The sequence below is a fragment of the Streptomyces sp. NPDC091412 genome (assembly GCF_044756885.1).
In the GTDB taxonomy this organism is placed as follows: Bacteria; Actinomycetota; Actinomycetes; order Streptomycetales; family Streptomycetaceae; genus Streptomyces.
Genome location: NZ_JBIVTV010000003.1, coordinates 223,097 through 247,959, shown reverse-complemented (window position 1 = coordinate 247,959; position 24,863 = coordinate 223,097). Strand labels below are relative to the sequence as shown.

Sequence of the window (24,863 nt, the reverse complement as noted above, 5' to 3'; positions counted from 1 at the left end):
CGGGTTCCGGTCCGCCGCCATGGGAGCGCTCCCACCTCGCGTGCGAGAAAACTAGCGCGGACGGCAGCGGCTGTAAACGGCCGCTGCCGGGTGACGCGGCGACCGGTGAACGGCCGACAGGACGGACACATCCCTCCAGGGGCGCACACGCGAGACGAGGCGACTGTTTCGCGCGCCGGGCTCACTCCTGCGCGCCTATGACGCATTCTGCGCGCCGGTCACACCACTGCATCCATTGATGAGGGCGCGAACACGCTCGTGGGGAGCATCGAAGTCCGCCCCGACGTTGTCCAGTGAGTAACGGCCCGCGGAAGGGGCGCATTTTCAAAGAACTCACGCCCCCAGCGCGCCACCAGCGCGCGAATCCACCGCCGTGCCATGCAATTGCATTCAGCTCTAGGCTGACCGCTCCATGCATAATGGTGACGGCTGATAGACAGGAACGTTCTGTGCATGGCTGACCGACCTCAGGGTAGTGGCGGTCAAAGGAGCGGCGATGACACCCCCCGTGGACCCAAGCCTGAACCGGCGCAAACTGCGCCTTGCCCTACGACAGGCGCGCGAGCGAGCCGGACTGAGCCAGCGCGAGGCCGCCGAGCGGATCGAGTGGTCGCAGTCCAAACTCATCCGCGTGGAGACCGGCACCGTCAGCGTGTCCGTCAGCGACCTGCGCGCCCTGCTGTCGCTGTACGCCATCACGGAACCGGACCAGGTACATGAACTCGAGGAAGCGGCGCGCGGCAGCAAGGGACCCAGCTGGTGGTCCACGTACCACGACGTCGTCACACCGCAGTTCGCCCAGTATCTGGGGTACGAGAGTGCGGCCACCTCCCTGCACACCTACCACCCCATTGTCGTCCCCGGGCATCTGCAGACCCGCGCGTACGCGGAGGCACTCCTCGCCCCGCGCGGTCTGAGCCCCGAACGGGTCGGCAGGATCGTGGACCTGAGGATGGAACGGCAGCGCAGGATGCTCGACGGGCCCAGGCGCCCCGGCGTCACCTTCGTACTGGACGAGGCCGCGGTACGAAGGCGGATCGGCGGCGCCCGAGTGCTCGGTGAGCAGTTGGGCCAACTGCTCGACTTCGGCGCACGGGACGACGTCGCCGTCCGCGTGCTGCCGTTCGAGGCGGGTGCGCACTACAGCACGCTCGGCAGCTTCGTACTGCTGGGCTTTCCGGACGACGACGATCTGCTGTACCTGGAGCACGCCGCCGGCAGCATGACCGGCGGCGAGGACCTGGAACTGCTGGCTCGTTACCAGGAGTGCTTCCAAGAGATCACGGCTCTGGCGCTCGACGACACCGAGTCCCTCGACCTGATCGATCGCATCAAGGAAGACCTCGGGACCCGATAAAAAGCACGCGGCCCACGGCTTTCGTGGAGCCAGGGGGAGGACCGACGTGGTCTTCAGGTCGACATGGCAGGACCTGCAACAGCGGTTCCGGACCTATGTACTCGGGGACGAGGCGTCCGAGCCAACCGATATAGCGCTCAAGGCGCAGGCCATCCAGGACGAGAGGCAGACGCAGAACCTCATCGCGATAGAGAAGGCGCGTGGCGCCACGCAACTCCACTTTCTGGTCGCACTCGGGCTGTTCGCGCTGCTGGCACTCGTGATCGTGCTGGCAGCGGCCCTTTGGGTCGTCCATCTGGCCAAGGGGCTGAAGCTGTCGTCGTCCGGGATACGCGTCGATCTGCTGACGTTCCTGGGGACTTCCGCCCTCAGTGGGCTGACCTGGGGAACGATCCGGCTGTGCAAGCGGCGCGGGAACCGCGACGCTACTCCGGCGAGCCCGTCCGAGGACCATTCCGAAGGCGATCAGAACCAGGTGGGGACGCCGTGAGACCACGGCCGGCTCGCCACGCTCCCGCGGCGACCGCCACGGCAACGGCGACGACCACCCAGACCACCCGCTTGACCAGCACGCCCTCGACCATCAGTGAGGCGACGGCCGCGGCCAGGGTCGCCACCGCGCCGGCGCCGACGGTGAAGATGACCGCCCCGACCGCTGCGGGCCGCCGCCCCGTCGTCTTCCCGGAACGCTCCACTGCCGATGCCCCGGCACCCATAAGGCCCCCTACCTCCCGGCGTTGGCTTGACAACCGCGTCACGAGTCGGCCAACTCCCCTCGCGTCAACGCGTGCAGGAATTCCTTCCAGGCGGGGGCGGCGAAGCGCACGGGCGCGAGACAAGGCACTTTGGAGTCTCGCGCGAGCACACCACGGCTCGCCACGGCAATCTCCAGGCACTCGTTCTCATTGCCACACATGCTGCTCCTGCGCCACAAGGGTCCCCCCTCATGCACCACCTCAGCCCCCATCCCCCGATGTACCTGATGGCGCCCAGCCATGCTAGTGGACGGCTGTGCACCAGCGCAGGCAAGTACCCCCAAACGCCAGGGCCAGGCAACACTCACGGCATCCAAAAGATTACTCATAGCTATCGAGACTCCAGCGTAGAGGGAGGCCGCCCTCTGCCACCAGACCAGAACCGGTCGATATGCCCTACGTCCCCGCGCCCCTCGGCCGCACCCAAACCGACCCACCGCGACCGTCGCGTCGTGGGCGCGCGGATCGAGGACGGCATGTGCGAGCAGGCCGAAAAACGGCGAGGGGCCGCACCCCCGTTACCGGGGATACGGCCCAACTGCCCTACCGAATCGGTTACTTGCCGATCAGGTTGCGCAGCACGTACTGCATGATGCCGCCGTTGCGGTAGTAGTCCGCCTCACCGGGGGTGTCGATGCGGACGACCGCGTCGAACTCGACACCGCTGTCGGTGGTGACCTTCATCGTGCTCGGCGTGCGGCCGTCGTTGAGCTCGGTGACACCGGTGATGGAGAAGGTCTCCTCGCCGGTCAGGCCGAGGGACTCGGCCGAACGGCCCTCCGGGAACTGGAGCGGCAGGACGCCCATGCCGATGAGGTTCGAGCGGTGGATGCGCTCGTAGGACTCGGCGATGACGGCCTTGACGCCGAGCAGCGCGGTGCCCTTCGCGGCCCAGTCGCGGGACGAGCCGGAGCCGTACTCCTTGCCGGCCAGGACGACCAGCGGGATGCCCTGCTCGATGTAGTTGCGCGAGGCGTCGTAGATGAACGAGACCGGTCCGTCGCCCTGCGTGAAGTCGCGGGTGTAGCCGCCCTCCGTGCCCGGCGCGATCTGGTTGCGCAGGCGGATGTTGGCGAACGTGCCCCGGATCATGACCTCGTGGTTGCCGCGGCGGGAGCCGTAGCTGTTGAAGTCGCGGCGCTCGACGCCGTGCTCGGTGAGGTACTGGCCCGCCGGGGTGTCGGCCTTGATGGCACCGGCCGGGGAGATGTGGTCGGTGGTGACCGAGTCGCCCAGCTTGGCGAGCACCCGGGCGCCGGCGATGTCCTCGACCGGGGCCGGCTCCATGCCCATGCCCTCGAAGTACGGGGGCTTGCGGACGTAGGTGGACTCGGTGTCCCACTCGAAGGTGTTGCCGGTCGGGATCGGCAGCGACTGCCACTGGGCGTCGCCGGCGAACACGTCGGAGTAGGACTTGGAGAACATGTCCTCGCCGATGGCGTTGGCCACGACGTCGTTGACCTCGGTCTCGCTCGGCCAGATGTCCTTCAGGCGGACCGGGTTGCCGTCCTGGTCGACACCGAGGGCGTCCCGGGTGATGTCCACCTTCATGGAGCCGGCGATGGCGTAGGCGACGACCAGCGGCGGGGACGCCAGGTAGTTCATCTTGACGTCGGGGTTGATCCGGCCCTCGAAGTTGCGGTTGCCGGAGAGGACCGAGGTGACCGCGAGGTCGTGCTCGTTGACGGCCTTGGAGACCTCCTCCGGCAGCGGGCCGGAGTTGCCGATGCAGGTGGTGCAGCCGTAGCCGACGAGGTTGAAGCCCAGCTTGTCCAGGTACGGGGTCAGGCCGGCCTTGTCGTAGTAGTCCATGACGACCTTGGAGCCCGGCGCCAGCGTGGTCTTGACCCACGGCTTGCGGGTCAGGCCCTTCTCCACCGCCTTCTTGGCCACCAGCGCGGCGGCGACCATGACGTACGGGTTGGAGGTGTTGGTGCAGGAGGTGATGGCCGCGACGGTGACCGCGCCGTGGTCCAGCTCGTAGGTGGTGCCGTCGGGGGCGGTGACCTGGACCGGGTTGGTCGGGGTGCCGTTGGGGTGGACGGCCGGGGCGTCGGAGGCCGGGAAGGACTCCACGCCCGCCTCGTCGACGCTGTCGACGTAGTTGCGGACGTCCTGCTTGAACTGCTCGGCGGCGTTGGCCAGGACGATGCGGTCCTGCGGACGCTTGGGGCCGGCGATGGAGGGCACGACGGTGGACAGGTCCAGCTCGAGCTTCTCGGAGTAGTCCGGCTCGGCGTTCGGGTCCAGCCAGAGGCCCTGCTGCTTGGCGTACGCCTCGACGAGCGCGAGCTGCTGCTCGGGGCGGCCGGTCAGGCGCATGTAGTTGATGGTCTCGTCGTCGATCGGGAAGATCGCGGCGGTGGAGCCGAACTCCGGCGACATGTTGCCGATGGTGGCGCGGTTGGCCAGGCTCGTCGCGGCCACGCCCTCGCCGTAGAACTCGACGAACTTGCCGACCACGCCGTGCTTGCGCAGCATCTCGGTGATGGTCAGCACCAGGTCGGTGGCGGTGGTGCCGGCGGGCAGCTCGCCGGTGAGCTTGAAGCCGACGACCCGCGGGATGAGCATGGAGACCGGCTGGCCGAGCATGGCGGCCTCGGCCTCGATGCCGCCGACGCCCCAGCCGAGGACGCCGAGGCCGTTGACCATGGTGGTGTGCGAGTCGGTGCCGACGAGGGTGTCGGGGTAGGCCTTGCCGTCGCGGACCATCACGACACGGGCCAGGTGCTCGATGTTCACCTGGTGGACGATGCCGGTGCCGGGCGGGACGACCTTGAACTCGTCGAAGGCGGTCTGACCCCAGCGCAGGAACTGGTAGCGCTCCTTGTTGCGGCCGTACTCGAGCTCGACGTTCTGCTTGAAGGCGTCGTTGGTGCCGAACTTGTCGGCGATGACGGAGTGGTCGATGACCAGCTCGGCCGGGGCCAGCGGGTTGATCTTCGCCGGGTCGCCGCCGAGCTCCTTGACGGCCTCGCGCATGGTGGCGAGGTCCACGACACAGGGCACGCCGGTGAAGTCCTGCATGATCACGCGGGCCGGCGTGAACTGGATCTCCTGCGACGGCTTGGCCTGGGAGTCCCAGCCGCCGAGGGCACGGATGTGGTCGGCGGTGATGTTCGCGCCGTCCTCGGTGCGGAGCAGGTTCTCCAGCAGCACCTTCAGGCTGTAAGGCAGTCGGGCCGAGCCCTCGACCTTGTCAAGCCGGAAGATCTCGTACGACTCGTCGCCCACGTGCAGCGTGCTGCGGGCGTCGAAGCTGTTCGCCGACACGACAGTCTCCTTCATTCATGTGCGCCTACCACCACGATCCTGCCGCCACGGCATCTCGACCGATCCAGTAAGGTAAGGCTAAGTTAGGTGAGCCTTACCGAGTGGCGACCGTGGTGCACCCCGGCAGATATCTCGATGTCGAGATAACTCTAGTACATGGGGGCCGAATGGTCATGCGCGGACCGGGTCCGGACCGGCCGACGGACGCCCGGACCGGATCCGGACTGGCCGACGGACGCCCGATCCCCGAGAGTGAGTACGCCACCCGGCGGTAGAAATCGACACCTGGACGCGCAAAAGGGACCGGCGCGCCCTCCGCGACCGAGGCGGCGGTGCGGCGCGAGACACCTGCTCCGCACGCCGCGACAACCGCCGCACACCGCCACGGAACATCGATGAATACACCCGGAAACACCCGGAATGCCCGGAACACCCAGACCTTGCGGGCGGCATCGAACCCTTTGGCCCAGGGCCCACTGACGACTCATCACCCGAACGGACCCCCCAAGAGGCGCCATCTCATATCTGAGATAACCTCAACCCCATGGCAGACGACTACCTCGTACGCATCGGCAAGCTCATCCGTGACGCTCGGCAGCACCGGGGCTGGACGCAGGCACAGCTGGCCGAGGCGCTCGGCACCAGCCAGAGCGCCGTCAATCGCGTCGAGCGCGGCAATCAGAACATCAGCCTTGAGATGATCGCCCGCATCGGTGAAGCCCTGGACAGCGAGATCGTCTCGCTGGGCTACGCGGGTCCCATGCACCTGCGAGTGGTGGGCGGCCGCCGGCTCTCCGGCGCGATCGACGTGAAGACGAGCAAGAACGCGTGTGTGGCGCTGCTGTGTGCCTCGCTGCTCAACAAGGGACGCACGGTGCTGCGCCGGGTGGCCAGGATCGAGGAGGTGTATCGCCTGCTGGAGGTGCTGAACTCCATCGGCGTGCGCACCCGCTGGATCAACGACGGCACCGACCTGGAGATCGTGCCGCCGGCCGCCCTCGATCTGGACGCCATCGACGCCGAGGCCGCCCGCCGTACGCGGTCCATCATCATGTTCCTCGGGCCGCTGCTGCACTGGATGGACCACTTCAAGCTGCCCTACGCGGGCGGTTGCGACCTCGGCACGCGGACCATCGAGCCGCACATGATCGCGCTGCGCCGGTTCGGTCTCGACATCACCGCCACGGAGGGCCAGTACCACGCGGTGGTGGACCACGCCGTCCGCCCGGACCGCCCGATCGTGCTGACCGAGCGCGGCGACACCGTGACCGAGAACGCGCTGCTGGCCGCGGCCCGCCACAACGGCGTGACCGTCATCCGCAACGCCTCCTCCAACTACATGGTCCAGGACCTGTGCTTCTTCCTGGAGGTGCTCGGAGTCAGGGTGGAGGGCATCGGCACCACCACGCTCACCGTGCACGGCGTGCCGAACATCGACGTCGACGTCGACTACTCCCCCTCCGAGGACCCGGTGGAGGCGATGAGCCTGGTGGCCGCCGCCGTCGTCACCGAGTCGGAGCTGACGGTGCGCCGGGTGCCGATCGAGTTCCTGGAGATCGAGCTGGCGGTCCTGGAGGAGATGGGTCTCGACCACGACCGCACCCCCGAGTACTTCGCCGACAACGGCCGCACCCGGCTGGTGGACCTCACCGTCCGGCCCTCCAAGCTGGAGGCGCCCATCGACAAGATCCACCCGATGCCGTTCCCGGGCCTGAACATCGACAACGTCCCGTTCTTCGCGGCGATCGCTGCCTCCGCGCAGGGCAAGACGCTGATCCACGACTGGGTCTACGACAACCGCGCGATCTACCTGACCGACCTCAACCGCCTCGGCGGCCGCCTGCAACTCCTCGACCCCCACCGGGTCCTGGTCGAGGGCCCCACCCGCTGGCGCGCCGCCGAGATGATGTGCCCGCCGGCCCTGCGCCCCGCCGTGGTCGTCCTCCTGGCCATGATGGCCGCGGAGGGCACGTCGGTACTGCGCAACGTGTACGTCATCAACCGCGGCTACGAGGACCTGGCCGAGCGGCTGAACTCCATTGGGGCGCAGATCGAGACCTTCCGGGACATCTGAGCGACGCATGCCGCCGGCCCCCTTCCGACCTGCGTTGGTGCGGGTCTGGAAGGGGGCCGGCGGCGTCCCTGGGACTTCTCTGGGACTTCGGGCCGAGAGCGAGTTACTCCCGGGTGGCCGGCGGCTGCGCACGGACCGCGTCGATGCCGGCGCTGCCACGCGCACCCGCGCGAGGCGGGAAGTGCGCGCTCCACCGGGCTCACGGCCGCCTCCTGGCTCACACCCGTCGATGTCGGCCGGCGCAAGCTGTGAACCTGGTCCGGCCTCAGCCTCACTGCTCAGCAGTATCGGTCTTCCGCTTCGGCGAAACCGGCGCTGTACCCATGGCTGTAGCCACGGGTGTAGTCGCTGTTGCCGGAGCTGTAACCCCGATTTCCCCTATGCATGCGGCAGTCGTCCCGGGCGTCCTTGTATCCGTCCCGGAATCCGTCGCGGAAGCCCCGTCGGTAGTCACGCTGATTCTCGACCGAGCTGGCGTGGGTCTGGCTCGGCGTTGCCGCCGCTGCCACCGCCGGCTGCAGGCCCAGCGGTGCGAGGGCGAGGATGAGGGCCGAGCCCGCAACGGCAGATCGCTTGCAGAGCCTTGCGTTCATGACCGTACCCCTTTGCAACATAGGTCACATCGGCCACTTCCACCGTAGTAGCCCATATGGGTCGCGCAACTTGCTGACATCGGCGCCAGATGCATATGCGCTCCACGGCGTGTGGGCCGACCGCCGCGTATGCGGTCCTCCAACGGCTGGTCGGCATCGCACGTCACCCGTGATCGACCTGATGAGGATGAGAACGGGCCTCGGCCGACATGCCCAGGTCCAGGGCCATTCCTCATGTTCAACTCCGCCGCCCGCGCGACTACGAGACGCGTGTCCGACTGTCGCCGAGGACGTCCGCGGCCGCTGAGCGGAGGCCCTTCACGGCCTGGTACAGCAGGTGCTCGCGCTCAGCGGCGAGCGCCGTGTCCGCGGCCTTGCGGGATGTGTCACCTGCGGGGGCATCACGCACCATCCGCCGCACGACCTCGGCCAGGGCGCGGATGGAGCTGGGTGGTGGTGCGCCGGTAGGCCGACAGTTCCGGGAACAACGCCTCGGCATCGAGCGGGCGCGGCGGTGTGGTCCTCGACATGCACGTGACCTCAGGACAGCCGCCGGGCGTCGTCACTTCGGAGAAGGCCGCGCAGCAGAGCTGCCGTGACCTCGCGGTGATCCCCCACTGCCTGTCGGTGGCCCGCCGGGTCCGCAGCCTCGTCGACCAGCGCCGGCGTCTCCTCCACCTGCGCATGCCGCCGCGCGTCCGGATCGGCGGCCTTCGCCGCCGGATGCGCCGCCCCGGCTCGACGATCCGCCGGAACTCCAAGGCGTCCCGAAGTTCTTCGCGCGAGAACGACAGCGACCCCTCCCCGGGCTTCAGCGGCCGGTGGACGACGACGGTGCCACCGCCGCGACCCCGGTGCGTCTCGACGAAACCCGCCATCCGCACATGCGGAGATCGCCTCCCGGAGAGTCGCCCGGGACACTCCCGGGCGCTCGGCCAGGATCCGCTCGGTCGGCAGCGCCGAACCTCGCGGATGCCCGCCCAGCCTGATCGCGGTCGCCAACCGCTCCACGCACGACTCGAAAGCGTGGTGGGAACGCACCGGCCGGAGCAGGCTCTCTCCCGGATCGGGGTCCATCGCAGGCCCGAGGGGGACCGCGGGCGTCACGACGTCACAGCTCCTCCAGGTTGTCACGGCTGGTCATGAAGTGCTTACGGCCGCCCGCGTACCACGACACCAGCGCGAACAGACCGACCACGGCCACCGCGATCGGCGCGTAGTTGAAGCTGTCGACGTTGACCGGCCGGGTCGGCGGCAGCACGAACAGCACGCAGATGACCACGACCCACACGATCGCGACCCAGCCGACCAGGCTGCTCCACTTGCCCAGGTGCCACGGTCCCGGAACGAACTCGTTGCCGCGCAGACGACGCAGCAGCACCGGCGTGACATAGGCGATGTAAAGGCCGATCACCGCGATCGAGGTCACCGCCAGGTATGCCGTGGTGTTGAACAGGGCCGGCAGCGTCAGGAGCGCCGAGAGCGCCACGCAGAACCAGATCGAGTTCGTGGGCGTCCCGGTGCGCGGGTTGACCTTCGCCCAGATTCTCGACCCCGGAAGGGCGTTGTCGCGCGAGAACGCATAGCTCATCCGGGAGTTGGCGGTCACCGAGGCCATCCCGCAGAAGAACTGCGCGGCGCAGACGATGAACAGCAGGAACTTCGCCGTGGCCGGACTGTTCAGCGAGTCCAGGAAGACCTGCGCCGGCGGCAGCCCGGTACTCGACGCGGCCAGCTTGTCCAGTCCCGCGGAACTCTTGTCCTGGATCGACGCGGTGATGGAGAAGAGCAGGATGAAACCGCCGATGACCGAGATCACCACGCTCATCACGATCCCGCGCGGCGCGCTGCGGGCCGCTCCCCTGGTCTCCTCCGCCACATGGGCCGAGGCGTCGTACCCGGTGTAGGTGTACTGCGCCATCAGCAGGCCCATGAGGAAGACGTAGATTCCGGAGGTCCAGCCCGTGGCGTTGTGCCAGCCCGTCAGCGTCCACCCGGCGGACTGGTGGTGCTCGGGCAGCGCCCACAGCACGCCGACGATGACCAGGACGCCCACCACGTGCCACCAGGCGGAGACGTTCGACAGGAACGCGACGAGCTTCACGCCGAATGTGTTGAGAAGCGCGTGCACAAGAATGATCGCGAGGAACAGCAGGAAAGTACCGCCGGCGGTTACCTCGATGCCCCAGACGAGGTTCATGAACGCCATCCAGGTCGTGGCGCACCCGAAGTCGATCGCGGCGGTCACCGCGACCTCGCCCATGAAGTTGAACCAGCCCACGAACCAGGCCCAAGCACGCTTGTTGTTCCTGGCGAGCTCACCGGCCCAGAAGTAGAGACCCCCCGCGGTGGGGTAGCGCGAGCACACCTCGGCCATGGCCAGCGCCACACACGTCACGAAGACACCGACCACCGCCCAGCCGAGCACGATGGTCGACGGACCACCCGACTTCAGCGCGATCCCGTACGACGTGATGCAGCCCGCCAGGATCGAAATGATCGAGAACGATACGGCAAAATTCGAGAACGCGGACATACCGCGATGAAGTTCCTGCTTGTAGCCCATCTCTGCGAGACGGGCAGCATCCTCGTCCAGCTCTATCTCTGGCTGGACTTCCTCTTGCGCAGCCATCCGCGACTCCTCATCGACGAGGGACGACGGCGAACAAAGTGGCGTACGACACACCGATTGTCAATGGCCTGATCTCAAACCTTTCCAGGTCGCAACACACAGCCCGCCGGAGTCCGCTCAGTCGGTGCGCATTCGCCGCCCGGCGGGCACGGTCTCCGCGCTGTCGCGCAGAGCTCGTTCCTCCGCGTCCGCCAGCCAGAAGAAGACGGGCGGCAGGCCGAGTTCGATCACCATCAGCGGGATCTGGAACCATTGCGGCCGGCCGTGAAGGGCGAGCGAGAGCAGCCGCCCCGCGCCACCCAGCAGAAAGACGCCGGCCAGCCATCGCACCGCCCGAGCCGGGACGGGCCGCTGCCGAGCGGCCCAGAGCCAGGCCAGCCCGTAGCCGACGAAGCTCGCCCCCATGAACCGGCCCCAGCTGTCGACCGTCGTCCCGGCGGAACCCGCGCCGGGGATCGCCGCGTTGCCGAGTGCCACATGAACTGCGCCGATCAGCACGCAGGCCCAGCCCATCAACTGCGTGAGTGCCCGCAGAGTCCTTGCCATGCCTCCTCCCAACCCGCCCCGGTGGAGCCTTAGTTGACATGTGTCTACTAGACTGCGCCAGTAGACACATGTCAAGTAGCCTGCGTTCGTGCCTCCCCGCCAGCGACTCAGCCCCGCCGACCGCCACGCCCAACTCCTCTCCGTCGGAGCGCGGCTCTTCGCCCAACGCCCGTACGACGACGTGCTGATGGATGAGGTCGCCAAAGAGGCCGGCGTCTCCCGAGCCCTGCTCTACCGCCACTTCCCCAGCAAGCACGCCCTCTTCGCGGCCGTCTACCAACAGGCCGCGGACCAACTGCTCGCCGAAACCCGGCTCGACCCCGCCGACTCCCTGGTGGAGCAGCTCGTCCAGGGCATGGACGTCCACCTCGACTACTTCGTGGCCAACCGCAACGCCGTCCTCGCCGCAAACCGGGTTCTCGCGGGCGACCCGGTGATTCAGTCGATCATGACGAACGAACTGGACGCACTCCGTACGCGGTTGCTGGCCGTACTCCCGCTCGCACACGACAGCACCCGCGAGGCAGTGTCCGCCGTCCTCAAAAGCTGGCTGGTCTTTGTCCAGGTCCTCTGCGTCGACTGGCTCACCCACGAGACCTGCACCCGCACCCAGCTCCGCGACAGCTGCGTCGGCGCGCTCCTCGGCGCTCTCCAGCCACTGCTCACCGACGACCCCACCCACGAGTGGCCGCCGCAGCGGCCCGAGGCCCACGCCTAGTTCACGGCCACGGAACGGGCCGCGATGCCGACGAGCAACGGTGGAAGCTCAGCCGGACGGGGCGTCCGGGCCTGTGTCAGCGTGCTGTCCAAGGGCGGAGTTTGTCGGGGTTGAGTACGGCCCAGATGCGCCTGATCCGGTCGTCCGTGATGTCGAACGCCAGGACCGACACGGTGACGCCGTCCAGTTGGGCCACCAGACCGGGCCGGCCGTTGACCGTGCGTTCCAGGACCGTCCCGTCGGGGGCCGCGCCGGGCCGGTCGGCGAAGAAGCAGGCGATCTGTTCGGCGCCTTCGAGCGGGCGGAGTTCGGCTCGGACGAGGCCGCCACCGTCGCCGGTCGCGGTGGCGTCGGGGGCCAGCAGGCCGATGAGAGCCTCGATGTCCTTGGCCTCCCACGCCTGCTTGAAGGCTCTGACGAGGTCGGCGCGCGGGGCTGCCGGAGTCGTCACGGGCCGCGACGCGCGAAGGCGGCGGCGGGCCGATGAGGCCAGTTGGCGGCAGGCCGCCGGGGTGCGGCCGACGATCTCGGCCACTTCGGCGAAGGGGTAGCGGAAGACGTCGTGCAGGATGAACGCGACGCGCTCGGCCGGGGTCATCGATTCCAGTACGACGAGGAAGGCCATGTCGACCGACTCGTCGAGGGTGACCCGGTCGGCCGAGTCGGGCGAGTCGGCCTCCCACCGCCCGCTGATCCACTCCGTGCCGTCGGGCAGCGGCTCCGGGAGCCATTCCCCCACGTAGCGCTCCCGCCTGGCCCGTGCCGAGCGGAGCAGGTCGAGGCAGACGCGACTGGCGACCGTCGTCAGCCAGCCGCCGGGGGATTCAATGGCTTCGCGCCGCTCAGGGGACATGGCGTACCAGCGGGCGTACGTCTCCTGCACGACGTCCTCCGCCTCGGCCAGCGAGCCGAGGAGCCGGTACGCGAGATTGATCAGCTGGTGCCGCTCGCTCGTGATCGCGTCCAGGCCCGGATCGGGCCGGCCGGGTCCGGGCCCGGCTGGGTTGGTCATGGTGTCCTCGGCTCCCTCGGTCGCTCCGCCCCTACCCGGCCCGACGAGACACCCCGTCGAGCTGTGAGGCCGGCCCGTCGCCTCACATCGCGCGGGGTCGTGTCGTCGTAACCGGTGAAGCAAACAGCGTGCCCGCGGACGAGGAAAGGAATCCCATGTCGGACCCCGTGAACGTCGCGATCATCTACTACAGCGCCACAAGTACCGTGCACACCCTGGCGCGAGCCGCCGCCGAAGGCGCCGAAAAGGGCGGCGCGCACGTGCGACTGCGCAAGGTGGCCGAAACGGCGTCACCGGAGCAGATCAGCGCCAGGCCGGAGTGGGCCCAACACCTCCAGGACACCGCCGACGTCGCCGAGGCCGGCCACGACGATCTGGAGTGGGCCGACGCGGTGCTGTTCGGTACCCCCACCCGCTTCGGCAACCCGGCCAGTCAGCTGCGGGCGTTCATCGACAGCACCGGTCCCCTGTGGTTCCGGGGCAGGCTCGCGGACAAGGTGTACTCGGCCTTCACCGCTTCCAACACCGCCCACGGCGGACAGGAATCCACCCTCCTGGCGCTGGGCAACACGTTCTACCACTGGGGCGGCGTCATCGTGCCTCCCGGCTACACCGATCCCGTCCAGTTCCAGTCGGGCAATCCCTACGGCACCTCCCACGTGGCCGGCGACGGCCCGCCCGGTGAGGTCGCCTTGCGGGCGGCCCGCCACCAGGCCCGCCGCGTCGTCGAGACCACGGCCGCGCTCAAGGCCGGCCGGGCCGCCTGATCCGTGCGGAACGCCGGACCTGCCGGGGGTGCGCGTGGACGGCCGCTCGCTCAGGACTGCTCCGTGCCCAGCACGGGCAGTTGGCGACGTTCGCCTTCATCAACACCGTGGGCAAGGGACCGTTGAGGATCTGGTCGCGGGGCAGGGTCAGGCCGAATCGCCGCTCGATGACCTTCAGGCAGGTGCGGTGGACCACCTCGGGGTCCTCCGACTGTTCCCCGGGGTCGTCGAGGGACAGTCCCGCGGCGGTGAGGTCCGCTTCCAGGATCGCAGTGGTGGAGGCCACAGCTCTGGTGGGGACGGGCGGTGGCCCCGGAGGCCCGGAGTCCGCCGACTCCGGCACGATCACTCCTCCGGGGCCACACCGTGGTCCATGCCGGTGTCAGGGCGCGATCTCCTTCGACACCCGCTCGCCGGAGGCGATCGCGCCGTCGAGGAAGCCGTAGTCGTCCAGGGACGTGTGCTCACCGGCGAAGTGCACGTTGCCCTCGGCGCCGGGCTGGGCACCCCACAGGGTCGTGTACTGGCCGACCCGGGGGCAGCTGTAGGCACCCTTGGACCAGGGGTTGAGGTACCAGACGTCGCGGTACGCCTTGCCGTTGTACGCGGCCGTGACACCGGGGAAGACCGGCTCCATCTGGGACAGGAAGGTGCTGACCTGCGCCGCCGGGGCGGTGTCGAAGGCGGCTCCCGTCCAGCCGGTGGTCACGGCGGAGCCGGCCGGGAACTGGCACAGGATGCCCTGGGGCAGCGCCTGGCCCACGGTGTCGTCCCAGACCGTCTGCAGGGTGTCGGGGTTGGTGTAGGCGACGCCGCCGTACTTCTGCGCCACCCACGGCCGGTTGGCGAACTGCACATGGAGCTTGGCGTTGGTGCCCAGATCGAGCTGCTGGATCGCCCGGGTCTTCAGCGCGGAGAACCCGGCACCGCTGAGGTCACAGTCCCGCAGTGTGGTGAAGGGCAGCGCCAGGACCACCTTGTCGGCGGTCACGTCCGAGACGGCCAGGCCGTCGCTGAAGGTGCAGGTGACCGTACCGTCGGCGTTGGACCGGAGCGCGGTGAGCTTCTTTCCGTACTGCACCGTGCCGGAAGGCAGTTGGCCGATCATCCCGGAGACGAGCTGGTCGTTGCCGCCGACGATCGAGTACTTCTCGTCGTCGCCGGCGAGCGGGGCGAGGGAGCCCGGGCTGTTCCAGCCCAGCAGGTAGATCAGGTTGAGCGCGGGCTGCTGGCTGGGGTCGAGGCCGTACTCGGAGAGCACGTTGGACCGCATGAGCTTGGCGAACCGGCTGCCGAGGCCGCCGGGGACGTTGGCGGCCAGCCATTCGTCGACCGTCATCAGGTCCAGTTGGCGGCCGCGCGCGGTGTAGTTGCCGTAGGTCTGCGGGTAGGGCGCGGCGGCCAGTTCTGCGGCGAACTTCGGCTGCACCGCCTTCCAGTCGGTGTTGGCCTCCTTGGTGCTGTAGAGCGCACCGTCGATCCAGTACTTGTCCCCGTTGGGCGGCGTGTTGCCGCCGTTGACGACCCGTAGGGTCAGGCCGAGCGAGGCCGCCAGGTTGCGGGCGGCGGTGTGGTCGGTGTTGATGAAGGCGCCGCCGTGCTCGACGACATGGCCCGCGTCGAAGAAGCCACGCAGACTCCAGCACCGGCCGCCGGCTCGGGTGTTGCCCTCGTAGACCGTGGCGGCGATGCCCTTCCTGCGGTACAGGTCGTGGGCGGCCCGCAGCCCGGCCAGGCCGGCGCCGACGACGACCACTCTGGGTGCGGTGGCGGCGTTGGCCGCCGGAGCCTGGAGCAGCGAGCGGACGCCGAGCCCGCCGGCCGCGGCGACCGCCAGGCCACCAGCGGCACCGCGCAGGAACTGCCTGCGGCTCGCCCCCTCGACAGCGGCAGCGGCCCGCCTGCCCTGGATCTCTTCCACCGGCACGCCGGTGCGTGCCGCTTCGTCGTGTGCCGAGAACATCGCGCGCATGTGGGCGCTGAGACGGGTACGACCCTGGAAACGTGCCATGCCGAAGTCCTTACTGCTGCGAAGGGGAGGGGTGCTCGGCGGCTGCGGCGCACGAACCCGCCGGCCTGGGGATGCATGGGGGGTTGGGAAGTGCCTGACGCCGTGCGTGCGGCACGGCTCGGGACGGGATGCGGTGGGAAGGGGGACGAGTGATGCTCTCGGCGGCCGGACGGTCACGGCAGCGAGAGGTTCAGCGGCGGGGGGCTTCCCTCACCTCGTCGTGCGGCGGGGCCCCGTCGGTGCCGGCCGCGGGCTCGTCGGTGGGCGCCGGGGCGTCGCGGTCCTGGACGCGGCGGCGATACTCCCACAGCAGGACCGCCGCGGCCAGTACGCCGACGGCGATGGCCAGTTCCCTGAAACCGCCGTACCCGGTGATGGAGAAGCCGGTGGCGCCGACGACCAGGATGACGGCCAGCAGCGCGGTGAGGAACCAGGCCAGCGGCACGAAGAAGTCGGGGAGCCGGATCGGGCGGGCCAGATCGGGGCGGTCCCGGCGCAGCAACGCGAACCCGGAGATCGCCAGGATGTGGGTCAGGATGTAGCCCAGGTTGCCGGTGACAATGATCGCCAGCGGCGTCTTGAGCACCACCAGCACGATCACGTTGATCGCCAGCGCGACGGTGAGCGCGCGAGCCGGTACACCGCGCCGGTTGAGCACACCCACCTGACGGATCGTCACCCCCTGACGGCCCATGTCGTACAGCACCCGCGAGCCGTCGGCCAGCCCAGTGATCATGATGAGCAGCAGTGAGGCGATAAGGAACACGATCATCAGGTCCGCGGCGCCGCCGACCAGGTCGCGGAAGGCGCCGACGTAGAAGGCGGTGGGATCCTCTCCGATCTTCTTCTCGCCGACGTAGCCGGAGAGCGCCAGTGGCAGCAGGATGAAGACGCCGAGGCAGAACAGCACCCCCGCACGCAGCGCCCGGGAGGTGTCCCGCACGGTCTCCTTGTACTCGGGGGCGAAGGTCGCGCACACCTCCACGCCGAAGGAGGTCCAGGCCATGATGTACAACCACACCAGGGCCTCGCGGAGCCCGCTCATGCCGTGAAGGTTCCAGTGCAGGCCGGCCGTGCTCCAGTCGCCGGAGAGGAACGGTCCCACGACGAAGACCGCGAGCGGGATCAGCAGGATCCCGCCGGTCACGTAGACCACCCACATCGCCGCGTGCAGGCCGTACATCGCCGCCGCGTACAGCAGCCCCATGACGACGAGTCCCACCACGATCGGCAGGCTCAGCTCCGCCACGCCCAGGTCGAGTGTCCAGGTCTGGCCGGGGAACCACTGCGCCTGCACCAGGGAGCCGATGATCCCCGCGTACACCGCCAGGGCGGTGGTCCAGGGCAGCCAGTAGCCGATGCCGGCCAGGGCTCCTACGACGGGGGCGCGGCTGCGCCAGCCCTCGGTGGCGTAGTGCGCGATTCCGCCGGAGGAGTCGGGGAACATCGCGGCCATCTCGGTGTAGATCCAGTTGGTGGCGGTGGCCAGCACCATGGACACCGCCCACAGGGCGATCGCGCCCCAGGCGCCGAGCCCCCCGATCGAGGCTCCCAGGGATGCGATGAGCGCGGCCGGCATGGTCAGCGACATGGCGAACCCGTCGTACCATCGCATCTTTTTGGCGAGGGCAGGTTGCTCGGACATGGGTCTCCTTCGGACGGAGAGCGGTTGCAGAGCCGGAAGGGGAGAGCCGGGAGAGAGGAGCCGGTAGGGGAGAGCCGGGACGGCGAGGCGGGGAGAGAAGTGCGGGGAGGCGCGCCCCGGGCGGAGAGCCGGGGTCCATGAGCCCCGCACCGTAGGGCCACCGATTTCGCAGTGTCAATGGCTTGAGCCTGCTGATTCAGCAATCAACTGGCCTTTGAATTGCGGGTTCCGACCTATTGACAGCCTTTCGTTGCCGACCCGATGGTGTGGGCATCACTCCCCCTCTGCGCTCTCCCCGTTACGACCAGAAGGGCTCTTCATGTCTGCCGTGCACCCGTTCTTCATCAACGGCGACTACGCCGACAGCACCGGTACCAAGACCTACGACGTCATCAGCCCGGTCACCGGCGAGCGCATCGGTACCATCCCCCTCCCCTCCGCCACCGACCTGGACGCCGCTGTGAAGGCGGCGAACGAAGCACAGCAGGCCTGGGCGAAGGTCAACGTCTGGAAGCGGGCGGAGATCTGTCACCGCGTCGGCGACGCGCTGTCCGCCCGGGTGGACGAACTGGCCCGTCTGCAGACGCTGGAACAGGGCAAGCCGCTCGCCGAGTCGGTCGCCGACATCGAGGAGGCGGCGCAGCTGTTCCATCTGCACGCCGAGGACGCGGTACGGCTGCACGGTGAGACGATGCCGTCGACGGACCGCACCAAGCGGATGTGGACCTTCTACCGGCCGGTCGGCACCTGGGGCATCATCACGCCCTGGAACTTCCCGCTGCTGATGCTCGCCGAGTTCGTCGCCCCCGGGCTGGCCACCGGCAACGCGCACGTCGTCAAGCCGCCGGCGAACACCCCGCTGACCGTGCTGAAGGCCATGGAGGCGATGGTCGAGGCGGGGGTCCCGGCGGGCCTGGTGAACGTCCTGCCCGGCGAGGGTGCGGCCGGGGACATGCTGGTGCGCCACCCCGGTGTCGACGCCATCGGTTTCATCGGCTCCTCGGCGACCGGCGCGAAGGTCGCGGCCGCCGCCGGGCTCAAGCGCTCCCTCATGGAGTGCTCGGGCAACGGCCCGCTGGTGGTGCTCGCCGACGCCGATCTGGACGCGGCGGCCCGCGCCGCGGTGTACGGCGCGTACCTGTGCTCCGGGCAGGTGTGCTGTGCCACGGAGCGGGTGGTCGTACACGCCGACGCGCACGACGGCTTCGTCGAGGCCGTGCTCCGCGCCGCCGAGAACGTCGTGCTCGGCGACCCGTTCGACGCGGCGACGAACCTCGGGCCGCTCAACAATGAGGGTGTCGCGGCCAAGATGGACCGGCACATGGCGGACGCCCGCGAGCGCGGCGCGCGGATTCTGCTCGGTGGGCAGCGCCGTGCGGACCAACCGACCGAACTCTACTACGAGTTCACCGTGGTGGACGGTGTGCCGGAGGACAGCCTGCTCTCTCGCGAGGAGTCCTTCGGCCCGGTGGTCCCCATCATCACCGGCGGCAGCGACGACGAGCTGCTGCGGATCGCAAACGACGACAAACTCGGCCTCCAGGGCGCGGTGTTCACGCAGAGCATGGCCTCGGCGTACCGGTTCGTAGAGGAGTTGGCCGTCGGCCAGGTCGTCGTCAACGACAGCACCTGCTTCTGGGACGTCAACATGCCGTTCGGCGGTGCGGGCAACCGCGGCACCGGCTGGGGCCGGATCGGCGGCAAGCACACGCTGCTCGACATGTCCGACCTGCGTACGGGCGTCATGAGCCTCTGATCGGGCTGGTGACCCGCCGCTCCATGGGGCTCCGTACGCTGGACCGCCCGGACCCGGTGGCCGTCCCCGTGCCGAGGGACCGCCATCGGCCCGGTCCACACCTTGGTCGCGACCTCCGGAGCAGCCGTATGTCCACCCCGAGCCCGCTCGACGACATCGACCGGCGCATCATCGCCATCCTGCAGACCGACGGACGTCGCGCCTACAGTCTGATCGCCTCGGACGTGGGCATCCCGGCCTCCTCCGTGCGCTATCGGGTACAGCGGCTGAAGGACGCCGGGATCCTGCAGGTGGTCGGCATCGCCAACCCGCTGACCATCGGGTTCGACCGGCTGGCGATGATCGGCATCCGGGTACGTCCCGGTACCGCCCCGTCGGTCTGCCGGGCGCTGCGGGAGCTTCCCGAGACCGCGTACGTCATCATGACCGCGGGCGGATTCGACATCATGGCCGAGGTGATCTGTCGGGACACGGCTCACTTCACCGACCTGATGACGCGGCGCCTCCATCTGATCGACGGGATCGTCGCCACGGAATCCTTCTTCGTGCTGGAGGTGCACAAGCTGGCGTACGGGTGGGGCGTCGGCGAGGTGGAGACCTCCGTCCTCGACGCCCCGGGTCCTCCCGACGACGCCGGCATCGACCAGCGGGCCGACCGCTGACCGCCCCGTCGCCGCACGCCCGGCTGCCCGGCACCGCTGGGGTGCCGGGCAGCCGGGCAGGGGCTCAGTGCGCGACGAGCATCACGTTCCGGTGGCGCGAGGCGTGGAAATGCGGCAGCGGCAGGCCGCTGTGCTGTCGCAGTTCCACGAGGACGGCCTCGACGCGGGCCGGGCCGGGCCTGAGCCGCTTCGGCGTCACGGTGCCGGAGGCCCGCCAGCGGTGGGGGGCGCCGTCGCACACGGCGCGGGTGCCGCCGATTCCGTAGCGGGTGGCCGAGGATCCCCGGCCGATGGCCGCACCGATGAAGACCGGGCCGTTGACGCCGAAGCAGTGGTAGGTGCCGGAGACGGTGACGGTGCCGTCCACCGACAGGCGGGCCGTCCGGTCGATGGTCACCTTGTCGCCCGGAGCGGCGATGGCGGGCGCGCTCAGCACGAGCACGGTGGCCGCCGCCGCGCCCAGGGCGCCGAGTACGGGACGCAGGGGCATGGGGAAGAACCTCCGGGGTGACTGGAACAGGAGCTTCCACTCGTACCCGGCGCCCTCTGCGGTGGCCGTGACCCTCACTCTCCGGCGGCGCGTGCCCGTCGACCACTTGGCCGACACCGCCTGATCAGCCGTCGCCCAGCACCGCGAAGCCGTCGAGCTCGACCAGGGCACGCTCGTCCCACAGCCGTACGATCCCGACCACCGCCATCGCGGGATAGTCGCGGCCGGCCAACCGGCGCCATACGCGGCCGAGTTCGGCGGCGTGCACGCGGTAGGCCGCGACATCCGTGGTGTACACGGTGACCCGGGCCAGGTCCGACGCGGTGCCGCCCGCCGCCGCGAGCGCGGTCAGCAGGTTGGTCAGCGCCCGCTCGAACTGCTCGGGCAGGGTCTCGCCGACCACCTTTCCGTCGGCGTCGAGTGCCGTCTGGCCCGCCAGGAACACCAACCGTGAGCCGGTGGCGACCACCGCGTGCGAGAAGCCGGTGGGCGGGGACAGAGCGGGTGGGTTGACGCGGTCGGCGGTCATAGGGCCTCCCCGGGCGTACGCGGCTCGACGACGGTCACAGGGTCTCCTCCGGCGGGCACGGCTCGACGGTCACACGGCCTCCTCCGAGGGGCACGGCTCGGCGGTCACCATGCCTCCCCAGGCTCGCGCAACCCCGCGTACAGCTCCTTCGCGATGATCCCCCGCTGCACCTCACTCGCTCCCTCGTAGACCCGGGGAGCCCGCACCTCGCGGTAGAGGTGTTCGAGCAGGTGGCCGCGGCGCAGGGCGCGGGCGCCGTGGAGCTGGACGGCGGTGTCGACGACGAACTGCGCGGTCTCGGTGGCGAGCAGCTTCGCCATGGCGGCGCGTCCGGGGACGCCGGGGGCTCCCTCGTCGTACGCCGTCGCCGCCGCGTACACCATCAGGCGGGCCGCCTCCGTGCGCAGGGCCATCTCGGCGACCTGGTGGGCGACCGTCTGGAGGTCCCTCAGCTTGCCGCCGAAGGCGTCCCGGCGGGCGGTGTGGGTGAGGGTGGCGTCGAGCGCCGCCTGCGCCATGCCCACGGCGAAGGCGCCGACGCTGGGGCGGAACAGGTTGAGGGTGCCCATGGCCACGCGGAAGCCGCGGTCGGTCTCGCCGACCACGTCCTCGGCCGTGACGGGGACGCCGTCGAAGTCGAGCGCGCCGATGGGGTGCGGCGAGAGCATCTCCAGCGCGGTTCCGGTGAGCCCGGGGCGGTCGGCGGGCACCAGGAACGCGGTCACGCCACGGGAGCCCGCGTCCGGTGTCGTACGCGCGAAGACGGTGTAGAAGTCGGCCTCGGGGGCGTTGGAGATCCAGCACTTCTCGCCGGTGAGCCGCCAGCGCGAGGGGCCGTCCGGGCGGGCCGCCAGCGCCAGTGCCGCCGCGTCCGAGCCCGCGCCCGGCTCGCTGAGGGCGAAGGCCGCGACCGCGCTTCCGTCCGTCACGCGCGGCAGCCAGTGGGCGCGCTGGGCGGGGGTGCCGTGGGCGTGGACGGGGTGGGCGCCGAGGCCCTGGAGGGCGAGGGCGGTCTCGGCCTCGGTGCAGGCGTGGGCCAGGGATTCCCGCATGAGGCACAGATCGAGGGCGCCGGAGGTGAACAGGCGCTCCAGCAGGCCGAGTCGGCCCAGTTCGGCGAGGAGCGCGCGGTTGACGTGGCCCGGCTCGCCCTTCTCGGCGAGCGGGCGCAGCCGGGCGGCGGCCAGGGCACGCACCTCGGCGCACCAGGCCGCCTGTTCCGGTTCGAGCGAGAATGCGGGCATTCGCCGGTCCCCTCTCTCCCGGCCGGCCGGGGCACGATCCACCGTATCGCGTACCGTTGACTGTCGTCACCAACACGATACGCTCCTTGTGCGTGCCCACCACGACAAGGGGGCGAACCGGCCATGGACACCTTGGACTCCGGCAGGGGCGGCACCGCGCGGCCGACGGCCTCGGCGCACGTGGACACCTTCGCGCGCGACCACCTGCCACCCCCGGACCAGTGGCCCGAGCTCCGCTTCGACCTTCCGGAACTGCGCTACCCGGACCGGCTCAACTGCGCCGCCGAGCTGCTGGACCCCGCCGACGCCGGGCGCCCGGTGTTCCGTACCGCCGACGGCCGGACGTGGACCTACGGCGATCTGCGCGCCCGCGTCGACCGCATCGCGCACGTGCTGACCGGCGACCTCGGGGTGGTCCCCGGCAACCGCGTACTGCTGCGCGGCCCCACCACCCCGTGGCTGGCGGCCTGTTGGCTGGCCGTGCTCAAGGCGGGCGCGGTCGCCGTCACCGTGCTGGCCCAGCAGCGCCCGCACGAGCTGAGCACGATCTGCGAGATCGCCCGGGTCCGGCACGCGCTGTGCGACGTCCGGGCCGTGGACGACCTGGCCAAGGCGGAGACACCGGGGCTCGTCGTCACGACGTACGGGGGTGACGCCCCCGACGACCTGCTGCGCCGTCCGGCGCCCGGCACGCCGTACCCGGCCGTGGACACCGCCGCCGACGACGTCGCGCTCATCGCGTTCACCTCGGGCACCACCGGGCGGCCCAAGGGCTGCGTCCACTTCCACCGGGACGTGCTGGCCATCGCGGACACCTTCTCCCGCCATGTGCTCAGACCGCACGCGGACGACGTGTTCGCGGGCAGTCCCCCGCTCGGTTTCACCTTCGGGCTCGGCGGGCTCGTGGTCTTCCCGATGCGCGCCGGCGCCAGCGCGCTCCTCCTCGAACAGGCCCATCCACGGCAGTTGTTGCCCGCGATCGCCGAGCACCGGGTGTCCGTGCTGTTCACCGCCCCCACCGCGTACCGCGCGATGCTCGACGCGCTCGACTCCCACGACGTCTCCTCGCTGCGGCGCTGTGTGTCCGCCGGGGAGAACCTGCCCGCGGCCACCTGGCACGCCTGGCACGAGCGGACCGGACTGCGCATCGTCAACGGCATCGGCGCCACCGAGCTGCTGCACATCTTCATCTCGGCGGCGGACGGGGACATCCGGCCCGGCACGACCGGAGTGCCCGTACCGGGGTGGCACGCGCGCGTGCAGGACGAGCACGGCGAGCCGGTGCCGGACGGGGTGCCGGGCCTGCTCGCCGTCCGGGGGCCGGTCGGCTGCCGCTACCTCGCCGACCCGCGGCAGCGCGTGTACGTGCGGGACGGCTGGAACGTCACCGGGGACACCTACGTCCGCGAGCCCGACGGCTACTTCCGTTACGTCGCCCGCGCCGACGACATGATCATCTCGGCCGGGTACAACATCGCCGGTCCGGAGGTCGAGGACGCCCTGCTGCGCCACCCGGACGTGGTGGAGGCGGCGGTCGTCGGGCGGCCCGACGAGGACCGCGGGCAGGTCGTGGTCGCCTACGCCGTCCTCAGACGGGGCGCGCCGCGGGACGCGGAGGCGCTGCGCGCGTACCTCAAGTCGGAGCTGGCCCCGTACAAGTGCCCGCGCGAGATCGTCTTCCTGGACGTGCTGCCGCGCACGGCCACCGGCAAGCTCCAGCGGTTCCGGCTGCGCGCCGACGGCGTTCAGGGGTGACGCCGCACGGCGGTGAGGGCGCCTACTCGACGGTGCTCGGCGGTGACGGCCCTCAGCGGCGCCGGTGACCAGCGGCGTCGGTGACCAGCAGTGATGCCGAAGACCTAAAATGATCAACGTGTCCGAGCAGCAGGCGCTACACGCCCCGAGGTCCCTCATCGTCACGCTCTACGGCGCCTACGGCCGCTTCGCGCCAGGGCCGGTGCCCGTCGCCGAGCTGATCCGGCTACTGGCCGCCGTGGGGGTGGACGCGCCGTCCGTGCGCTCCTCGGTGTCGCGGCTCAAGCGGCGCGGGCTGCTGCTGCCCGCCCGCACCGCGCAGGGCGCGGCGGGATACGAACTGTCCGCGGAGGCACGGCAGTTGCTCGACGACGGCGACCGCCGTATCTATGCCACGGCGCACCCCGGGGACGAGGACTGGGTGCTCGCCGTGTTCTCCGTGCCGGAGTCGGAGCGCAACAAGCGCCACGTGCTGCGCTCCCGGCTGGCCGGGCTCGGCTTCGGCACGGCGGCGCCCGGCGTGTGGATCGCCCCGGCCCGCCTGTACGAGGAGACCCGGCACACGCTGCGGCGGCTGGACCTCGACCCGTACGTGGACTTCTTCCGCGGCGAGCACCTGGGCTTCACGCCGACCGCTCAGGCGGTCGGACGGTGGTGGGACCTGGCGGCGATCGCCGAGCAGCACGAGGCGTTCCTCGACCGGCACGCGCGCGTGCTGCGCGCCTGGGAGAAGCGCGCGGACACCCCGCCGGAGGAGGCCTACCGCGACTACCTCCTCGCCCTGGACTCCTGGCGCCATCTGCCCTACGCCGACCCCGGCCTGCCCGCGCGGCTGCTGCCCGCCGACTGGCCCGGTGCCCGCTCGGCCGCCGTCTTCCAGGGGCTGCACGAGCGGCTGCGGGACACGGGCGCCGAGTTCGCCGGGCTCTGACGCCGGGCAACCGTCCACTGCCGGGCGGAGCTTGGATGCCCTGCCGACTGCCCGCTCAATAAGGCACCGGTCAACCACGCAGCGCCAGGCGGGGCTTGGGTGCGTCCGTGCGG

23 protein-coding genes are annotated in these 24,863 nt (G+C 70.0%); 9 read left to right on the top strand and 14 right to left on the bottom strand.

The features are described from left to right. Window positions 1-496: 496 nt before the first annotated feature. Window positions 497-1,357, top strand: coding sequence for a helix-turn-helix domain-containing protein (locus tag ACIQMV_RS09260; protein ID WP_402592154.1), 861 nt, complete (start codon window positions 497-499; stop codon window positions 1,355-1,357). A 46-nt stretch (window positions 1,358-1,403) separates the two neighbouring features. Then, a complete protein-coding gene (locus ACIQMV_RS09255; RefSeq protein ID WP_401779513.1) occupies window positions 1,404-1,847 on the top strand; it encodes a hypothetical protein in 444 nt (147 codons plus the stop codon). Window positions 1,848-2,111: 264 nt separating this feature from the next. Here the strand turns inward: ACIQMV_RS09255 and ACIQMV_RS09250 are convergent, their stop codons facing one another. Both ACIQMV_RS09250 and acnA read right to left on the bottom strand, forming a co-directional pair. Next, window positions 2,112-2,324, bottom strand: coding sequence for a DUF397 domain-containing protein (locus ACIQMV_RS09250; protein ID WP_402592153.1), 213 nt, complete (start codon window positions 2,322-2,324; stop codon window positions 2,112-2,114). A gap of 343 nt (window positions 2,325-2,667) precedes the next feature. Further along, entirely contained in the window at window positions 2,668-5,385 is a 2,718-nt protein-coding gene (gene acnA / locus ACIQMV_RS09245; protein WP_402592152.1) for an aconitate hydratase AcnA, read from the bottom strand. A 544-nt stretch (window positions 5,386-5,929) separates the two neighbouring features. On the opposite strand from acnA, the gene ACIQMV_RS09240 reads away from it, so the two are divergent. Then, window positions 5,930-7,459, top strand: coding sequence for a UDP-N-acetylglucosamine 1-carboxyvinyltransferase (locus tag ACIQMV_RS09240; protein ID WP_141357351.1), 1,530 nt, complete (start codon window positions 5,930-5,932; stop codon window positions 7,457-7,459). 278 nt (window positions 7,460-7,737) lie between these two features. Here the strand turns inward: ACIQMV_RS09240 and ACIQMV_RS09235 are convergent, their stop codons facing one another. The 5 genes from ACIQMV_RS09235 to ACIQMV_RS09215 all read right to left on the bottom strand — a co-directional run bounded on the left by ACIQMV_RS09235 (window position 7,738) and on the right by ACIQMV_RS09215 (window position 11,230). Next, on the bottom strand, window positions 7,738-8,052 hold the full coding sequence (locus ACIQMV_RS09235) for a hypothetical protein (RefSeq protein WP_402592151.1): 315 nt from the start codon (window positions 8,050-8,052) through the stop codon (window positions 7,738-7,740). A 259-nt stretch (window positions 8,053-8,311) separates the two neighbouring features. Beyond that, complete coding sequence (locus ACIQMV_RS09230; RefSeq protein WP_402592150.1) at window positions 8,312-8,464, bottom strand: hypothetical protein; 153 nt, start codon at window positions 8,462-8,464, stop codon at window positions 8,312-8,314. Window positions 8,465-8,592: 128 nt separating this feature from the next. Further along, the gene (locus ACIQMV_RS09225) at window positions 8,593-9,129 is read right to left on the bottom strand and encodes a GntR family transcriptional regulator (protein ID WP_402592454.1); all 537 of its coding nucleotides are present in this window, start codon (window positions 9,127-9,129) and stop codon (window positions 8,593-8,595) included. A 34-nt stretch (window positions 9,130-9,163) separates the two neighbouring features. Beyond that, complete coding sequence (locus tag ACIQMV_RS09220) at window positions 9,164-10,684, bottom strand: amino acid permease (protein WP_141357353.1); 1,521 nt, start codon at window positions 10,682-10,684, stop codon at window positions 9,164-9,166. Window positions 10,685-10,801: 117 nt separating this feature from the next. Continuing rightward, the gene (locus ACIQMV_RS09215) at window positions 10,802-11,230 is read right to left on the bottom strand and encodes a DUF4345 domain-containing protein (RefSeq protein ID WP_402592149.1); all 429 of its coding nucleotides are present in this window, start codon (window positions 11,228-11,230) and stop codon (window positions 10,802-10,804) included. An 88-nt stretch (window positions 11,231-11,318) separates the two neighbouring features. Between ACIQMV_RS09215 and ACIQMV_RS09210 the strand changes: the two genes are divergently transcribed. Continuing rightward, window positions 11,319-11,948, top strand: coding sequence for a TetR/AcrR family transcriptional regulator (locus ACIQMV_RS09210; protein ID WP_402592148.1), 630 nt, complete (start codon window positions 11,319-11,321; stop codon window positions 11,946-11,948). A gap of 76 nt (window positions 11,949-12,024) precedes the next feature. On the opposite strand, the gene sigJ is transcribed toward ACIQMV_RS09210, so the two are convergent. After that, on the bottom strand, window positions 12,025-12,960 hold the full coding sequence (gene sigJ / locus ACIQMV_RS09205) for an RNA polymerase sigma factor SigJ (protein WP_402592147.1): 936 nt from the start codon (window positions 12,958-12,960) through the stop codon (window positions 12,025-12,027). Between the two features lie 155 nt (window positions 12,961-13,115). On the opposite strand from sigJ, the gene wrbA reads away from it, so the two are divergent. After that, on the top strand, window positions 13,116-13,727 hold the full coding sequence (wrbA, locus tag ACIQMV_RS09200) for an NAD(P)H:quinone oxidoreductase (protein WP_402592146.1): 612 nt from the start codon (window positions 13,116-13,118) through the stop codon (window positions 13,725-13,727). Here the strand turns inward: wrbA and ACIQMV_RS09195 are convergent. The 3 genes from ACIQMV_RS09195 to ACIQMV_RS09185 all read right to left on the bottom strand — a co-directional run bounded on the left by ACIQMV_RS09195 (window position 13,705) and on the right by ACIQMV_RS09185 (window position 17,383). Next, a complete protein-coding gene (locus tag ACIQMV_RS09195; RefSeq protein ID WP_402592145.1) occupies window positions 13,705-14,013 on the bottom strand; it encodes a hypothetical protein in 309 nt (102 codons plus the stop codon). The genes wrbA and ACIQMV_RS09195 overlap by 23 nt on opposite strands. A gap of 96 nt (window positions 14,014-14,109) precedes the next feature. Further along, complete coding sequence (locus ACIQMV_RS09190) at window positions 14,110-15,738, bottom strand: flavin monoamine oxidase family protein (RefSeq protein WP_401772931.1); 1,629 nt, start codon at window positions 15,736-15,738, stop codon at window positions 14,110-14,112. A 190-nt stretch (window positions 15,739-15,928) separates the two neighbouring features. Beyond that, on the bottom strand, window positions 15,929-17,383 hold the full coding sequence (locus tag ACIQMV_RS09185; protein WP_402592144.1) for an APC family permease: 1,455 nt from the start codon (window positions 17,381-17,383) through the stop codon (window positions 15,929-15,931). Window positions 17,384-17,702: 319 nt separating this feature from the next. Between ACIQMV_RS09185 and ACIQMV_RS09180 the strand changes: the two genes are divergently transcribed. After that, window positions 17,703-19,139: an aldehyde dehydrogenase family protein gene (locus tag ACIQMV_RS09180; RefSeq protein WP_402592143.1), complete on the top strand. Its 1,437-nt coding sequence runs from the start codon at window positions 17,703-17,705 to the stop codon at window positions 19,137-19,139. Between the two features lie 128 nt (window positions 19,140-19,267). Continuing rightward, a complete protein-coding gene (locus tag ACIQMV_RS09175) occupies window positions 19,268-19,801 on the top strand; it encodes an Lrp/AsnC family transcriptional regulator (protein WP_141357369.1) in 534 nt (177 codons plus the stop codon). A gap of 64 nt (window positions 19,802-19,865) precedes the next feature. On the opposite strand, the gene ACIQMV_RS09170 is transcribed toward ACIQMV_RS09175, so the two are convergent. From ACIQMV_RS09170 to ACIQMV_RS09160, 3 genes are all read right to left on the bottom strand, one after another. Beyond that, window positions 19,866-20,291 (bottom strand): DUF6299 family protein, encoded by a 426-nt coding sequence (locus ACIQMV_RS09170; RefSeq protein ID WP_402592142.1) that lies wholly within the window; start codon window positions 20,289-20,291, stop codon window positions 19,866-19,868. A gap of 124 nt (window positions 20,292-20,415) precedes the next feature. Continuing rightward, window positions 20,416-20,820: a RidA family protein gene (locus tag ACIQMV_RS09165; RefSeq protein WP_141357373.1), complete on the bottom strand. Its 405-nt coding sequence runs from the start codon at window positions 20,818-20,820 to the stop codon at window positions 20,416-20,418. Window positions 20,821-20,924: 104 nt separating this feature from the next. Next, entirely contained in the window at window positions 20,925-22,064 is a 1,140-nt protein-coding gene (locus tag ACIQMV_RS09160) for an acyl-CoA dehydrogenase family protein (protein WP_402592141.1), read from the bottom strand. 60 nt (window positions 22,065-22,124) lie between these two features. Between ACIQMV_RS09160 and ACIQMV_RS09155 the strand changes: the two genes are divergently transcribed. After that, window positions 22,125-23,819, top strand: a complete 1,695-nt coding sequence (locus ACIQMV_RS09155) for an AMP-binding protein (RefSeq protein WP_402592453.1) — start codon at window positions 22,125-22,127, stop codon at window positions 23,817-23,819. Window positions 23,820-23,928: 109 nt separating this feature from the next. Beyond that, entirely contained in the window at window positions 23,929-24,750 is an 822-nt protein-coding gene (locus tag ACIQMV_RS09150) for a PaaX family transcriptional regulator C-terminal domain-containing protein (protein ID WP_388478204.1), read from the top strand. The last annotated feature ends 113 nt before the right edge of the window (window positions 24,751-24,863 follow it).